The 14,195-nt window shown below is 70.7% G+C and carries 11 protein-coding genes and 2 pseudogenes; 9 read left to right on the forward strand and 4 right to left on the reverse strand.

Annotated elements, in window-relative coordinates; genetic code table 11:
* Positions 1 to 8 precede the first annotated feature (8 nt).
* Positions 9 to 2,600, reverse strand: coding sequence for a SpoIIE family protein phosphatase (locus CRP39_RS14780; protein ID WP_097207146.1), 2,592 nt, complete (start codon positions 2,598 to 2,600; stop codon positions 9 to 11).
* 605 nt (positions 2,601 to 3,205) lie between these two features.
* Between CRP39_RS14780 and CRP39_RS14785 the strand changes: the two genes are divergently transcribed.
* A complete protein-coding gene (locus CRP39_RS14785) occupies positions 3,206 to 3,952 on the forward strand; it encodes a GAF and ANTAR domain-containing protein (RefSeq protein WP_245853884.1) in 747 nt (248 codons plus the stop codon).
* A gap of 680 nt (positions 3,953 to 4,632) precedes the next feature.
* Here the strand turns inward: CRP39_RS14785 and CRP39_RS28240 are convergent.
* Positions 4,633 to 4,797, reverse strand: a pseudogene (locus CRP39_RS28240) (site-specific integrase); the annotation flags it as partial.
* A 15-nt stretch (positions 4,798 to 4,812) separates the two neighbouring features.
* The gene (locus tag CRP39_RS27650; RefSeq protein ID WP_216359747.1) at positions 4,813 to 5,208 is read right to left on the reverse strand and encodes a tyrosine-type recombinase/integrase; all 396 of its coding nucleotides are present in this window, start codon (positions 5,206 to 5,208) and stop codon (positions 4,813 to 4,815) included.
* 216 nt (positions 5,209 to 5,424) lie between these two features.
* On the opposite strand from CRP39_RS27650, the gene CRP39_RS14800 reads away from it, so the two are divergent.
* From CRP39_RS14800 to CRP39_RS14810, 3 genes are all read left to right on the forward strand, one after another.
* Positions 5,425 to 6,681 (forward strand): IS110 family RNA-guided transposase, encoded by a 1,257-nt coding sequence (locus CRP39_RS14800; protein ID WP_097207148.1) that lies wholly within the window; start codon positions 5,425 to 5,427, stop codon positions 6,679 to 6,681.
* Positions 6,682 to 6,808: 127 nt separating this feature from the next.
* Positions 6,809 to 7,213: a VOC family protein gene (locus CRP39_RS14805; RefSeq protein ID WP_097207149.1), complete on the forward strand. Its 405-nt coding sequence runs from the start codon at positions 6,809 to 6,811 to the stop codon at positions 7,211 to 7,213.
* Positions 7,210 to 7,491, forward strand: coding sequence for a winged helix-turn-helix transcriptional regulator (locus CRP39_RS14810; protein WP_097207150.1), 282 nt, complete (start codon positions 7,210 to 7,212; stop codon positions 7,489 to 7,491). Before CRP39_RS14805 ends, CRP39_RS14810 begins: the two co-directional genes overlap by 4 nt.
* A 222-nt stretch (positions 7,492 to 7,713) precedes the next feature.
* Here CRP39_RS14810 and CRP39_RS14815 read toward each other — a convergent pair whose 3' ends face one another.
* Positions 7,714 to 8,094, reverse strand: a complete 381-nt coding sequence (locus CRP39_RS14815) for a dihydrofolate reductase family protein (RefSeq protein WP_097207151.1) — start codon at positions 8,092 to 8,094, stop codon at positions 7,714 to 7,716.
* On the opposite strand from CRP39_RS14815, the gene CRP39_RS14820 reads away from it, so the two are divergent.
* The 5 genes and pseudogenes from CRP39_RS14820 to CRP39_RS14845 all read left to right on the forward strand — a co-directional run bounded on the left by CRP39_RS14820 (position 8,087) and on the right by CRP39_RS14845 (position 13,920).
* Complete coding sequence (locus CRP39_RS14820; protein ID WP_245853885.1) at positions 8,087 to 8,977, forward strand: MEDS domain-containing protein; 891 nt, start codon at positions 8,087 to 8,089, stop codon at positions 8,975 to 8,977. The genes CRP39_RS14815 and CRP39_RS14820 overlap by 8 nt on opposite strands.
* The gene (locus tag CRP39_RS14825) at positions 8,974 to 9,912 is read left to right on the forward strand and encodes an anti-sigma factor RsbA family regulatory protein (protein ID WP_097207152.1); all 939 of its coding nucleotides are present in this window, start codon (positions 8,974 to 8,976) and stop codon (positions 9,910 to 9,912) included. The genes CRP39_RS14820 and CRP39_RS14825 overlap by 4 nt, the downstream gene beginning before the upstream one ends.
* Before the next feature lie 279 nt (positions 9,913 to 10,191).
* Positions 10,192 to 10,676, forward strand: a pseudogene (locus tag CRP39_RS14830) (histidine kinase).
* A 1,149-nt stretch (positions 10,677 to 11,825) separates the two neighbouring features.
* Entirely contained in the window at positions 11,826 to 13,265 is a 1,440-nt protein-coding gene (locus tag CRP39_RS14835) for an ABC transporter substrate-binding protein (protein ID WP_097207153.1), read from the forward strand.
* Between the two features lie 307 nt (positions 13,266 to 13,572).
* Positions 13,573 to 13,920 (forward strand): ArsR/SmtB family transcription factor, encoded by a 348-nt coding sequence (locus CRP39_RS14845; RefSeq protein ID WP_097207155.1) that lies wholly within the window; start codon positions 13,573 to 13,575, stop codon positions 13,918 to 13,920.
* The last annotated feature ends 275 nt before the right edge of the window (positions 13,921 to 14,195 follow it).

Raw genomic sequence — 14,195 nt, forward strand, 5'->3', positions numbered from 1 at the left:
TGGGGCACTCAGTCGACGGGGAAGCCCGGCGGCACCCTGTTGGGGCCGGCCTCGGCCGGACGCGGCCGGTCCTGCCGGTGCAGGCGCACCGCGACCAGCGCGACGTCGTCGTCGGGCGCGTCGGACAGCATCCGGGCCAGCAACTCGTCGCACAGCTCGTCGAGGTCCCGGCCGGCGAGCTCGGCCAGCGTGGCCTGTAGCCGGGTGATGCCGGTGTCGAGGTCGGCGTCGCGGCGCTCGATGAGCCCGTCGGTGTACAGGACAACGACCGTGTCCCAGCCCAGCGTCACCTGCGACTCCCGGCGCGGTGCGGTCGGGTCGACGCCCAGCAGCAGGTCAGCGCGCTCGGCGGTGAGCACGGTGACCGTGCCGTCGGGCGCGACGGCCATCGGCGGCGGATGGCCGGCGTTCGACCAGCGCAGCCGGGTCAGCCCGGCGTCCTTCTCCGGGTCCGTCTGCTCCAACCGCGCGACCACGGTGGTGGCGAGGATCGGCGCCTGCAGCGTCTCCATCACCCGCTCCACCTGGCGCAGCACCGCGGCCGGACCGTCGTGGTCCAGCGCCCCGACGGTCCGCACGATGCTGCGCAGCTGCCCCATCGCGGCCGCCGCCTGCACGTCGTGGCCGGCGACGTCCCCGATCACCAGCATCGTCGCGCCACCCGGCTGCATGAACGAGTCGTACCAGTCCCCGCCGACCTGGGCGGCCTGCGATGCCGGCACGTAGCGGACCACGACCTGCAGATGGTCCGGTTCGAACGGCGCGGTGAGCAGCGACCGCTGGAAGCCCTCGGCCAGCCCGCGCTGCTGCCGGTACAGCCGGGCGCCGTCCAGGACGAGCCCGGAGCGGGCCGCGATGTGCCGGGCGGTGACCAGGTCCTCGGGGGTGAACGACCCGCGGGCGGCGCCGTTGGCCAGGCTGAGAATGCCCACCGGCCCGTTCCGGCCGGGCAGCGGCAGGACGGCGACGGCCTCCGGCGCGAGCGCGCCCATGAGCTCCTGCACCGGGCCGCCGGCGAGCATGTCCTGCACCTGCCCGGTCGCCCCGGCGTCGATGAGCTGCAGCTGCCCGCTGCGCATCGCGCGGATGAGGATCGCGTCGTCCTCCAGTGAGCCCAGCCGCGCCTGGGCGTAGGCGGCGGTGGTCTCCCGCATCGCGGGGTCGACGTGCCAGGCGGCGGCGGTGCGCAGGCCGCGGCGGGAGCCGGCGGCCAGGTCGTCGTCGCCGATGGTGACGACGCACCAGTCGGCGATCGCGGGGACGACCAGCCGGGACAGGCGCTCGGCGGCCTCGTCGGCGTCGAGGGTGCCGACGAGTTCCTCGGTGATCCGGCCGAGCAGCCGCTCCCGTGCGGCGGCCCGCTCGAACTGCTGGGCGGCCTGCGCGCGGGCGGTGATGTCGACGAAGTGCAACGCCACCCCGGCCGGGCGGGGAACCGCGCGCACCTCCACCCAGACGTCCAGCGGCTCGGGGTAGTAGGCGTCGAAGGACACCGGCTGCCCGGTGTCGGCGGCGCGGCGGTAGTGCTTCTCGAACGCGGTGTCCACCGTGGCCGGGAACGCCTCCCACAGCGTGCGGCCCAGCAGCTGCTCGCGGGGCTGCCCGGTGATCCGCTCGGCCTCGCGGTTGACGTGGGTGATCACCCAGTCGGGGTCCAGCGCGATGAACCCGACGGCCATCTCGTCGACGATCTGCGCGGTCTGCTCCTGCGGCTCCCGCTGCGTGGTGGTGTCGATCACCACGCCAACCAGCCGCGGATCGGTGCCGTCCACCCCGCCGACGGTCTGGCCCCGGGCGGCGATCCAGCGGTGCGAGCCGTCGGCCAGCACGATGCGGTACTCGGCCTGGTAGGTCCCGCCGGTGGCCACGGCCTTCCGGACCCGGGCCACGACCTCGGCGACGTCGTCGGGGTGGACGTGCGCGTAGACGTCCTCCGGACGGCCGGTGAAGGTGACCCGGTCCATCCCCGACAGTTCCAGCAGCCGGTCGTCGACGGTCAGCGCCCCCGTGCCCAAGTCCAGGTCGAAGGTGCCCACCTGGCCCGCGTCCAGCGCCAGCGCCCACCGGGACCGGTCGACCTGCTGCTGCGCCAGCAGCCTCCGCGCCTGCGCGGCGGCCTGATCCGCGCGCTGCTGGGCCGTGCGCAGCTGCAGCTCCGAACTACACGCGTCGGCCAGGTCGATGAGCACCGCCAGGTCCTCGTCCGACCAGGTCCGCGGCCGGCTGGCGATGGCGCACAGCGAGCCGACCACCGCTCCGTCGGCGTCGGTAATCGGCACGCCGGCGTAGGCGATGACGTGCAGGTCCGGGATGGCCAGGTTGTCGGCGACCCGCGGGTCGGTGCGGGCATCGGAGACGATCAGCGGGGCTGCCGAGCGCACCACGTGCTGGCAGAACGAGTGGCTCAGCGGCGTGCGGCGGGTCGACCGCCACGGCTCGGGCAGCCCGACCGCGCCCGGGAACACCTGCTCGTCCGCCGACACCAGGGTGACCAGCGCGACCGGGACGTCCAACTGGCGGCGGACCAGGCGGGCGAACCGCTCGAAGGCCGGATCCGAGCGCGAGGGCAGCGCGGTGCCCGACGGCAGCGAGCCAGCCACACATTCCCCCTGGGAACCAGACACACCGCCCCGTCTGTTCGAGTGCGCACGGCGAGGATACCGAGCCGACGGGTCGGACCCGGCGGTTGATCAGTGCCTGCGCTGGGTGGCACTGCGGCGCCACCACGACCAGGCCGTCCGCCGCGCCGCTGCCCGTCGACGACTGCCAGTCGGCCGGTCGGTGCGTACGCCGGCGCGCCGTCGGCCGGCCGACCGACGGGGATGTGTGGTTCTGCATGCGCGGGCACGGCGTCACCTCCGGCCGGTGATCATGCCCGCAGGAACCGACAGATGGGTGGCCCCGCCGCCGGCGACGTTCCCCAGGCAGACCCAGCTGTGCTGTGCCAGGACGTTGCTGCCGCGTGTTCCGCGGTCCCGCCCCCGGCGGCGCAGGCGTCTGCTACTGCCCCGCGCTTCGTGGAGTGCGCCGTTGGCGTCGGCGATGTCTCCCGTGGGCGCCGGGGCGCGTAGCGTTTCTGGTTGGTCGTCGAGGATCGCCCGGCGACCAGGCTGCGCCCCGGCGGCGCAGTGTGCGCGCGGACCCCAGGTCGGGGTTCGTGGCCGAGGTCGCCCATCCCCGGTGTCAGCAGGCCGGAGGCCCGCCCGTGGCCAGTGACCAGACTTCCTCACCGACTTCCGCCGTTCAGGCGCTGGAGCGCCTGGGTTCGCTGTCCCTGCGCACGGTGTCGATGGAGGAGCTGCTGCAGACGATCGCCGACCTGGCGAAGACCGTGTTGCCCGGCAACCCCGAGGCGTCGGTGTTGCTGCTGGTCAAGGGCCGCCCGACCACGGTGGCATCCACCGGGCAGCTGGCCACCGATCTCGACGAGACCCAGTACGAGCGAGGCCACGGACCGTGCCTGCACGCCGCCCGCACCGGCGAGCAGACCGAGATCGCCGACACCCGCACCGACAGCCGCTGGCAGGACTACATGCCCCGAGCCGTCGAGCACGGCAACCTCAGCTCCCTGTCAACCCCGCTGGTCATCGACGACGACGAGGTCACCGGCGCACTGAACGTCTACGCCCGCCGGCCGCACGCCTTCGACGAGGACAGCCGAACCGCGGCCACCAGGTTCGCCCCTTACGCGGCGGTCGCCGCCGGCAACCTGCACGCCTACCTGAGTGCCCGGGACAGGGCCGACAACCTGCAGATCGCGCTGGAGGCCCGGGGCGTCATCGACCAGGCCAAAGGCATCCTGATGGACCGCCACAAGCTCACCGCGGACCAGGCGTTCCAGGTCCTGGCCCAGATGTCGATGAAGACCAACCGCAAACTGCGCGCGGTCGCCGACGACCTGGTGCACACCGGCGAGCTACCTCCGGGGAGCTGGCTGCCGCCGGCGCGCTGACTCGTCCGGCCTCCCACGGAGTCGCCCGGGGCCGGAGACCTCCGGAGACTGATGAGCAGCCGCAGCGGCTTCCGCGGAGGCCGATGCGGTCAGGTCCCGCCGTTCCAGCACAGGGACGGCGGGGCCGCCCCTGCTGTCGCCGCCCCGACAGCAGCGTCGTGAACGACGAGACCTAGCGCGGGCGCGACCGGCCGGAGGTCGGCCCGCGAGCCTCCAGCTCGGCCTGCTCGTGCGCCCCGCCCCGGCCGGATCCGAAACGCCCTCACCGTTTCGTCGACGCCAGTCCCGGCGAGCCACGAGGCTGTCGTGGGTCTCGATGACGGCTGCTCCGACGCCTCTACGCGCGATGTCGTGCTTGTCCAGGAGTTGCGCACAGCTGAGAACGACCGGCCGGTCAGCGCTGCGATATCGCGAAGCGACCGACCGGCGGGGTATTGGGCGAACACGAAAGCCTCGACTCGGACCTGGACGGAACGGTTCGGTCGGCAACTCGCTGTACCGGCAAACTCGGGCAGCGCTTGCAGCTGACGCCGCGGCGGGTACGGGCATCCGAGGGGCGTAGATGCGTGAGTGAGCTGGGCAGGATCCCCAGAGTGAGTGAGCTGCGGCTGACTCCGCCAGCTGGCTAGTGGGCATCGGTAGGGAGCTACCCGGAGGTGTTCGCAGAGGTGGTTGACGTGTCATGGCGCGAGGACCTCGAGTACTGCGGCGGCGCCGGTGGCGGCGACCTTGCGGCCGACGTAGACGTCGGTGGTCATGGAGGTGTTGGCGTGGCCGAGCTGGTCGGCGGCGGCGCGGCGGGACAGGCCGGCGTGGTCCATGAGGGTGGCGACGGTCTTGCGGAAGGTGTGGGTGGTGACCTAGTCGAAGCCGGCGCTGGCAAAGGCGTCGCGTAGGTCGGCTTGGGTGTTGGAGGGGTCGCGCCAGCCGCCCAAGGGGGCGGGGAACACCGGCCGGCGGCCGGGGTCGTCGTCGGTCGCGGTGAGGTGTTCGGCGCGGTCGCGCAGCATCGCGGTGCACCAGCGCGGCAGGACCAGGGTGCGGGTGCCGGCGTCGGTCTTGGTCGACTTCACGACCAGGCCCTGTCCGCGGACGCGGACCGCGGACACCCGCACCTCGATGGTGCCGACTTCGAGGTCGACGGCGTTCCAGGCCAGGCCGCAGGCCTCGCCGATGCGCAGCCCGGTGGCCATCAGGAACCCGACGAGGCCGGGCAGGTCGCGGGCGATGGCTGAAGAGTGTCCCTGAAGTCCCATTGGCCCCTGCCGGGGAGCGCCGTTCCGGGCTGAAAATCGTGCGCGGCCACCCGTTGACGTCGTAGTCGCCTGGTCGTTCGAGGCCGTTCTGAAGTCGGGCGCCGGGAGCTGTGCTGTGGGCCGTTTCGTGTGCTGCGAGCACGAGGATCAGATTCGCCGATCCCTGCAGCTCCCACGGATGACCGCCTCCACACGCGCACCGAGGAGGCGAGGGCGATGCAGGTCGAGACCGACGAGCCCGAGGTCATCGAGCGGGTCGCGGCGCTGGATATCGGCAAGGCCGAGGTGGTCTGCTGCGCCCGGGTACCCGGGCCGGCCGGGCAGCGGATGCAGGAGGTCCGCACCACCTCCACGATGACCGCCGCGCTGCTCGGGCTGGGCGACTGGCTGGCCGGCCTGGGCGTGACCCGGGTGGTGATGGAGGCGACCAGCGACTACTGGCGGGCGCCGTTCTACCTACTGGAGGACCGCTTCGAGACCTGGCTGGTCAACGCCCACGACGTCAAGCACCTGCCCGGCCGACCGAAGACCGACCGGCTGGACGCGGTCTGGCTGTGCAAGGTCGCCGAACGGCAGATGCTGCGCCCCAGCTTCGTGCCGCCGCCGGCGATCCGGCAGCTGCGCGATCTGACCCGCTACCGGGTCGATCTACTCGCCGTGCGCACCGCGGAGAAGCAGCGGGTGGAGAAGCTGCTCGAGGACGCGCTGATCAAGCTGACGGCCGTGGTGAGCGATCCGTTCGGCGCATCCGGGCGGGCGATGATGGCCGCGCTCATCACCGGCGAGCGCGATCCGGCGGTGCTCGCCGAGCTGGCCCGCGGCAGCCTGCGGTCCAAGACCGCCCGGCTGACCGAGGCACTGACCGGCCGGTTCACCGAGCACCACGCCTTCCTGCTGACCCAGATGCTGCAGCGAGTGGATGCGATCACCGCCGACATCGCCACCGTGCAGGCCCGTATCGACGCCCGGATCGGCGAGCTGGCACCGTCGGTCGCGCGCCTGGATGCCATTCCCGGGATCGGGCCGGTGGCGGCCCAGATGATCCTGGCCGAAATCGGCACCGACATAGGCCGGTTCCCGACACCGGCGCACCTGACCTCCTGGGCCCGCTTCGCGCCCGGAGTGAGTGAGTCCGCCGGCCGCCCGAAGGGCAACGCCGGCACCGGCAAGGGCAACCGCTACCTGGCGCGGGTGGTCGGCGAGGCCGCGGTCAGCGCCGCCCGCACCGACACCTTCCTCGGCGAGCGCTACCGACGGATCGCCCGACGCCGCGGCAAGAAGCGGGCGATCGTCGCGGTCGGCCGATCGATCCTGGTCATCATCTGGGCGCTGCTCTCCGACACCGAGGCCCAGTTCGTCGACCTCGGCCCGGACTACTACGCCGCCCGCACCAACCCCGAACGCAAGGTCCGCCAACACGTCCGCGAACTGCAGGCCCTCGGCTACTCCGTCACCCTCAACCCCGCGGCCTGACCGGGGTCACCGGAGGATTTTCGGATCAGGCGGCTTCAGGAAACGAAAGCTCTCTCGATGAACACGGCCCAACTTGAGTGCGCGGCCGGGACTTGACGTCACACTTGCATTTTGCAAGTGTGACCGCATGAGCCTCTTCATCACCTGCCCGGTCGAGAGCGTCGAGCGCGCGACCGCCTTCTACACCGCCCTCGGCTGGACGCTCAACGCCGAGATGTCCGATCACAACGTGTCGTGCTTCGCGATCGCGCCCGAGCAGTACGTCATGCTCGGCAGCCGCGAGATGTACGCGAGCGTCGGTGGCGTCGGGGAGCTGGTCGGCGGACCCCACACGCCCTCGAAGGTCACGGTCTCGTTCGACCTTGGCAGCCGCGAGGCGGTCGACGAGCTCGCCGAGCGCGCCGGCGCCGCCGGCGGGCGGATCGGTGACACCGACGACTACCCCTTCATGTACCAGCGCCAGTTTGACGACCCCGACGGCTACCACTACTCGCCGTTCTGGATGAAGCCGGACGCCGATCCGACCGCGTGAGCGACCTCGCCGCGGCCCTCGACATCGTCGGAGCACGGTGGGCACTGCTCGTCGTGGAGCGGCTGCTCGACGGGCCGCAGCGCTACGGCGATCTGCAGCGCAACCTCGGCGTGCCGACGAACATGCTCGCGACCCGCCTGCGCGAGCTCGAAGCGGCCGGCGTACTGACCCGTCTGCCGCTCCGGCACAACACCCGGGCCTACGCGCTGACCGATCGCGGGCTTGCCTTGCGCGAGGCGATCGTCGCGCTCGGACGGTGGGGCGCCGAGGAGGCCTAGGTGTGGCGCGGAATCGCGATGCGCTCCGACACACTCTTCCGCAGTTACTGCGCCGCCCTCAGCCTCGCCGCCACCCTGATCGGGATCAAATCATACTTGATCAACACGGCCTAGGTGGGCCGCTTCAGGTGACGCCCAGCCAGCTAACCGAGGGTGCGGCTTACGGGGACGCTTGCCGACCGGCGATGCCAGCTACGCGACGCTCACCACGATCGAGCAGACTCACCGACGGACGGCGTAGCGAAGCAGGACGTTGTCGGATCCCTCGGGGCGGCGAACGTCAAGCAGGTGCAGGTCGGTGGGCCGGTCGACGGTCGGTGTGCCACCAGCGAGCGCCCGAGGCCTCACCATGAGATGGATCTCGTCGGCCAGACCCTGAAGAAGCGGCCCGTTCCACATTGTCCGGCTTCCGAAGACCAGGATGTCGCCGGTCCCGCGCCGCTTCTCGGCGATGACTCGGGCGGTCGCGGCGGCACGCGGAACGACGCTTGTCACGTCGTGCCACGGGGTTGTCGGCCGACACGACGAGCCCGTCGCTGACAACCGAGGGGCCGCAGCGCTCGGCGACCGGTCCGGCCGGGAGAGTGCGACGACCATGACCATCCGCGTCCTGTGCGCGATGCGGGGTAGCGTCGTCGGGGTGACAGCCCTGCGGCAGCTGGCATCGCCGACAGGCCTGAGGCCCGGAGACCACGTCTTCTGGACGTTCGACGATCCCTCGGATTTCTCGGCCGCGGTCCTGCCCTATCTCGACGAGGGACGGCGGCTGAGCGAGCAACTGCTCCTGATCGGGGCGTCGCGAGTGGCTCTGCTGGGGGCACTCGCTTCGCTGCCCGGGCGCGACGAGATGCTGGCCAGTGGGCAGCTCGAGGTGCGGCTCATGGCCGAGATCGTCGACCCGGCGCGCGGGCTGGAGCCGGTGGAGCAGGTGGAGTCGTATCGCGGTGAGGTGGCGGCCGCCCTCGGGCGTGGGCGCACCGGTTTGCGGGTGGCCGCGGATGTCACCACGTTGGCCCAACGGGGTTCCGTTGACCGTCGGCAGCTGCACGTCTACGAGCGACTGGCCGACGGGATGACGGCAACTGTCGCTCTGACGGCGTTGTGCTTGTACGACTCGTCGCTGGATGACGACGTCCTGCGGCCGCTTGCCGTCCTGCATCCCGATCAGCACCACGGGGGACGGGAGCCGCTGGGATGCCTCTGCGAGCGAGGACCGTGGCTGTCCCTGCGCGGGGAGGTGGACCAGAGCCTCGCGGACGCTGTGCTGCGCGCCCTCGTCGACGTGACACGGGATGCGCCCGGCGAGGTGGTGCTGGATCTGGCCGACCTCGACTTCCTGGACGTGGCCGGCGCGCGCATGCTGGCCACGGCTGTCCGCCTGCTGGGTGAGGTGGGCGTCCACCTGCGGATGGTCCGAGCTCGCCGGCTCGTCGGCCGATGCCTGGAGCTGTTCGACCTAGCCGATGGGCAGGCGATCTGCACATGACTTCGATGCGTCCGACCGGCGAGTGGGACGGCACGGACTTCGCCCACGAGGCGTTCCTCTTCGCCACCGACCAGGAGGTCCTCGACCGGATCGTGCCCTTCGCGATGGAAGGGCTGTCCCGTGGGGAGCCGGTCCTCGTCGTCGCCGGCGAGCGGGTCCGCAGGCTCCTGGCCGAGGAGCTGGGGCAGGACGTTCGCCGGCTGGCGACCTTCGCCGCGGCGGAGACCTGGTGGCGTGGCGGACACGGGACACTGCAGGCCTACGACCGCGACCTACGGACCCTGCGATCCGCTGCGCCGACCTGGCGGCTGGTCGCGGAGCCGGTGTGGCTGGCACGCGAAGACGGTCGGGAGTGGAGTCGCTTCGAGGCCGTCGCGAACCAGTGCTACGCCGCCATGCCGTACTACAGCCTGTGCCTGCACGACCGGCGGCGGCTCCCAGCGTCGGTGCTCGACGCGGTCGTCCGCACGCATCCGCTCACCTGGAGTGGGCACGCACCGGTGGCGGCGGCCGCGTACGAGGACCCGCAGGGGTTCCTCAGATCGGTGCAGCCGGAATGGGACGCCAGACCCGGGCATTCGGTCGTGTGGACCGTTACCGCACCGCGGGAGGCACGCCGGGCGTTGGCCGCGGCGGTGGTCGACGGATGGCGGGCGCGGGCCGAGGATGTCGTCCTGGCGACGCACGAACTGCTCACCAACGCTCTGCGGGTCGCCGCGTTCGTCGAGGTCGCGTTCTGGACCGACCACGAGACCCTCGTCGTCGAGGTCTCCGACACCGGGCCAGGGCTGCCCGATGAGACCTGCGGCTACGTCCCTCCTGCCGATGATCTCGAGGGGAGTCGCGGGATGTGGCTCGCGTGGAGTCTCGCCGACGACGCCGCCGTCGCCTCCAGCCCCACGGGGACGGCCATCCGCCTGTACTTCCGTCGGTGAGCCACTGAGCGCATTCGCGTTCGGGGCGGCAACGGGCGGGGACGACGAGGCGGCAAAGGACGCCGACGGTCGCTCGGTCCACACCGGGTGCTCCCTCCAGGGCCCTGCCGAGGAGGGGCCCGGCCCTCAGGGTTTATCGCGGCCCGCCCCGGGCCTTGGCGTCCTGTCGGCACTGGCCCCTCCCCGGTGGGCGCCATCCGGGGTGATCATGGCGGCGTGTCCCGAGGGATCCTGCGCATCTACCTGGGCGCCGCGCCGGGCGTCGGTAAGACCTCCGCCGTGCTCGGCGAGGCGCACCGCCGCCTGTCCCGGGGGACCGACGTGGTCGTCGGGCTGATCGAGACCCACGGCCGCGAGCACACCACCGAGCAGCTCGAAGGGCTCGAGGTCCTGCACCGCGCCGAGGTCACCCACCGCGGCGTCATGCTGACCGAACTCGACGTCGACGGAGTCCTCGCCCGACGCCCCGAGGTCGTCGTGATCGACGAACTCGCCCACACCAACGCCCCTGGCTCCCGGCACGCCAAGCGCTGGGAGGACGTCGAGCAGCTGCTGGCTGCCGGGATCAGCGTGCTGACCACGCTGGATGTGCAGCACCTGGAGAGCCTCACCGACGTGGTCGAGCAGATCACCGGTGTCCGCCTCAGGAGACGGTGCCCGACGCCGTGGTGCGCCGGGCCGATCAGGTCGAGCTGGTCGGCATGTCCCCGGAGGCGCTGCGCCGCCGGAGGGCCCACGGCAACGCTGCCCAGCCGAGAAGGTGACGCGGCGATCGGGGACTACTTCCGGATCGGCAACCTCACCGCGCTGCGCGAGCTCGCCCTGCTGGGGCTGGCCGACCGGGTCGACGAGGGCTTGCGGAGGTACAGGACCGAGCACGCGATCGACCACGTGTGGGAGGCGCGGGAACCTCCTGAAGCTGGGGTGTCCGCCCATTCGAAACACTTTCAGTGCCGGACTTAGCGTCGAAGTGACGCGCCCGAACGCGGGGAAGGACTACAGCAACCGGTACAGCAACGCGCCTCGAACCAAGGCGGATTGGGGCGGACGGCCGCGTACGACGCAGGCCCTACACCTGCGCAACCGGCACATCGGCGGACGGCAACGAACCTCCCGAATGTGACTGGGGGTCAAGGGGTCGCAGGTTCAAATCCTGTCAGCCCGACAGCGGGAAACCGCAGGTCAGGGGCCGTGTCCGGAGAGATCCGGAACGGCCCCTGACCCGTTCCGGCGGCGGTTTGACCACCATTAGGCCACCCTTACCTGCGGTTCGGGCTGTGGACGCGGGCCGGGGAGGGGCTCTCCCCACCCACGCCGCCGAGACAAGGCGCCGCGGCCACGCTGAGTCACAACCGCGCGGTGAGCGCCCGTTCGCGACCCGGCGAAGGCGTCGCCGGGCGCTTGGCAGGGCGTCCGCTCGCCTCATCCGTTCGCGACTGTGCCCGTTCCGGCCGGCGTCCTGCTCGTCGCTTCGAGCCCCGTTGACCCGACGTCAAAGGGTCGTGGGGGACACCTGAGCGTCAGTGCACAGCGCTGTGACGGCCGTACTGCAGGAGGTGTGTGGCACCTGGTCTTGCGACTTCTAGCGAGCGTGGCGCTGGCAGGGCTCGGTTCTGAACCCGGGGCGGTTCAACCATCGGCCTGTACCAGACTGAACTGATCGACCGGCAGCGCTCCTGGACGGACGCAACGAGGTCGAGCGGGAGACCGCCTTCTGCGTCCACTGGTTCCAACAACGAGCGAGTGCATTCGGGGATCGGCAACCGACCACCGGTCGAGTTCGAAGATCACCACTACCGTGACACCACCGCCACCCCGGTCCTCGAGGTGGCCCAAGTCCGGCCTCCGTCAGATCCAGGACGGTTCAATTGCCTGGGCTGGCAGCAGCTGTCGTTCGTGGGGTTGGTGGAGACGTGGCTGGCACGATGCTCTCGGCGGACTCGGTGGTGGACCTGCCCCCGAAAGTGGCATTCGGTCTCTTCGGTGGGCGGGGGTCGGGTAGCTGGCTACTCGACGCGCGATGTGATTCCGTCGAAGTGGGCGCCCCGGTGCGGCTGACCCTGCCCAACGGCGGCCATGACGTCGATGGGGAGAGTGTCGAGCTCCTCGGGCGGATCACCGCGATCCGGCCGCCGTCGATGATCGTCGTCGACCATTCCCAGCCGTGGCGGGGTCGGATCAGGCTGCAGTTCGATCCATCAGGGCCGAGTGGTACCCGGATCCGGGTCAGCGTCGAGGTATCCCCGGCGGGCGTCGAGTGGCTGGTTCAGCACAGGGGCGGCGTCATCCCGGCGCCACCGCTGCGGCCTGGCGTCGTTCGTATCGGCTTGATCGCCTCCAAGACGGGGCCTGCCGCCCTCTGCGTGCCTGCTGCCGAATACCTCGCCGAGCTCGCCGTGGACGAGATCAACGTCGAAGGTGGACTAGCCGGTCGTGAGGTCGAACTGCTCGTTGCGGACGACGGCTCGAACCCGTGGACCGCCGAGCGAGAGGCCAAACGCCTTGTCCGCCTCGGATGCCGGGTCATCTTCGCCTGCGTGACGTCAGCCAGCTTCACTGCCATCACGCGATCGCTCCCCGATGGGGCAGCACTACTCGTCCATGCGACCACGAACGAACGCGAGAACAGCGACTCGCCATGTGTCGTGCGGATCGGCGAGCAGCCGGCAGCTCAAGCCGATGCGATGGTCGGGCGGATCATGAACGAGACGGGAGGGTGTGGCTGGTTCCTGGTCGGGCAGGACTACAGCTGGTCCTTTGCCGCGCATCGAGTGACGCGAAAGGCGATCGCGGATGCCGTGGGGCAGGTGGCGGGCGAGGTGTTCACGCCGCTCGGGACCAGTGATTTCAGTGAAGTCATCGAAGCGATACGGCGTTCGGGCGCCGATCTGGTCATGTCGTCACTCGTCGGACGCGACGAAATGGAGTTCCAACGCCAGTTCGCCGCGTCCGGACTCCGGTCCGAGACAGGATCCCTGTCGTTGCTCATGGACGAATCGACCCTGGAGAACATCGGGCCTTCGGCAGAAGGTATCTGGACGGCGCAGGCGTACTTCCAGGATACAGCGGTGCCGGGGAATGGGGAGTTCCTCAAACGCTACCGGTCGGCGCATGGCAGATGGGCTCCATCGGTCTCGACATTGACGCAAACCGTCTACGAGGCAATTCATCTATACGCGCGAGCCGTCCACGTGTGTCCCGACGACCACCCGCGTCAGCAAGGCCGAGCCTTCGTCGAGGCCGCTGCGAGGCGGGTCGGCGCGGCTGTGGGTGGGCGAGACCTGCTGTCGCCACGGCTCTACCTCGCTGAGGCGCGGATGGGACGGTTCCGAATCTTCGACGATGTCGAGTAGCCGCTGCCGGCCGGTTCATGGGCGGGCGGTCCGGTCGGCGCGCTCGATTACCGACCGAGTTGCACCCTTGCGGCGTATGCGGATCTCCAGCACCCCGTCCTTGACCGGGGCCGTCTCCTCGGCAACGGCGCCGTGCTTGCGGTACAACGCCTGGACGCGCGTCCAGGGGCGGGGGCCCGACATGGCGATCCCGACCAACTCGCCATTCCGTCGGCGACGGCTCCCGACTGCGACGACTGCGCGTCGTACGCGAGTCGCCAATACTTCGTCACGTCGACAGATGTCGACGGATGTACACTGACATGCTGTGAGCGCGAACGAAATCCTCGCCTTCGACGCCCTGTCCGACCGGGTTCGGCGGCAGATCCTCTCTGCGCTGGGAGAGGACGGCGAGCTCACTGTCACCGAGATCGCGGAGCGGGTCGACGTCGTCGGCCGCAGCACGGTTTCCAGTCATCTGCGGATCCTGCGCACATCGGGCGTGGTGAACGAACGTCGTGACGGCCGTCGGCGCTACTACTCCGTGGATACGGATGGGTCGATCCGTGACGCGTTCCGGTTCCTGCAGGGGCTCCTCGGAGCAGGCGTTCAGCTCGACATGTCGGCGTCCGAGGCGATCGAGTCCGAAGGGCAGCCACACAAGAAGGTTGGCTGACCGGTGGGCGGTGTAGCGCAACTTCTCGCCCGAGTGGCCGGTTGATCGCCGCCGGCCCGTCCCGTCGGGGCCGACCGCCTTCGCGCCCTGCACCCGCCATCCTGCGCACACCCACCCCTCAGTGCGTTGCCGAGCTCGGCGCAGGTGTCGTCACGACCTGGCTGTCTCTTGGCTGGTGACCAGTCAAGTCGCGCGGTCGGGGTCCCGTCCTGCGTTGGCCCAGATCACGAAGCGACCGGCAACAACCGACGTGCCGACAGGTATCGACGCATCCA

This window comes from Geodermatophilus sabuli (assembly GCF_900215145.1).
In the GTDB taxonomy this organism is placed as follows: Bacteria; Actinomycetota; Actinomycetes; order Mycobacteriales; family Geodermatophilaceae; genus Geodermatophilus; species Geodermatophilus sabuli.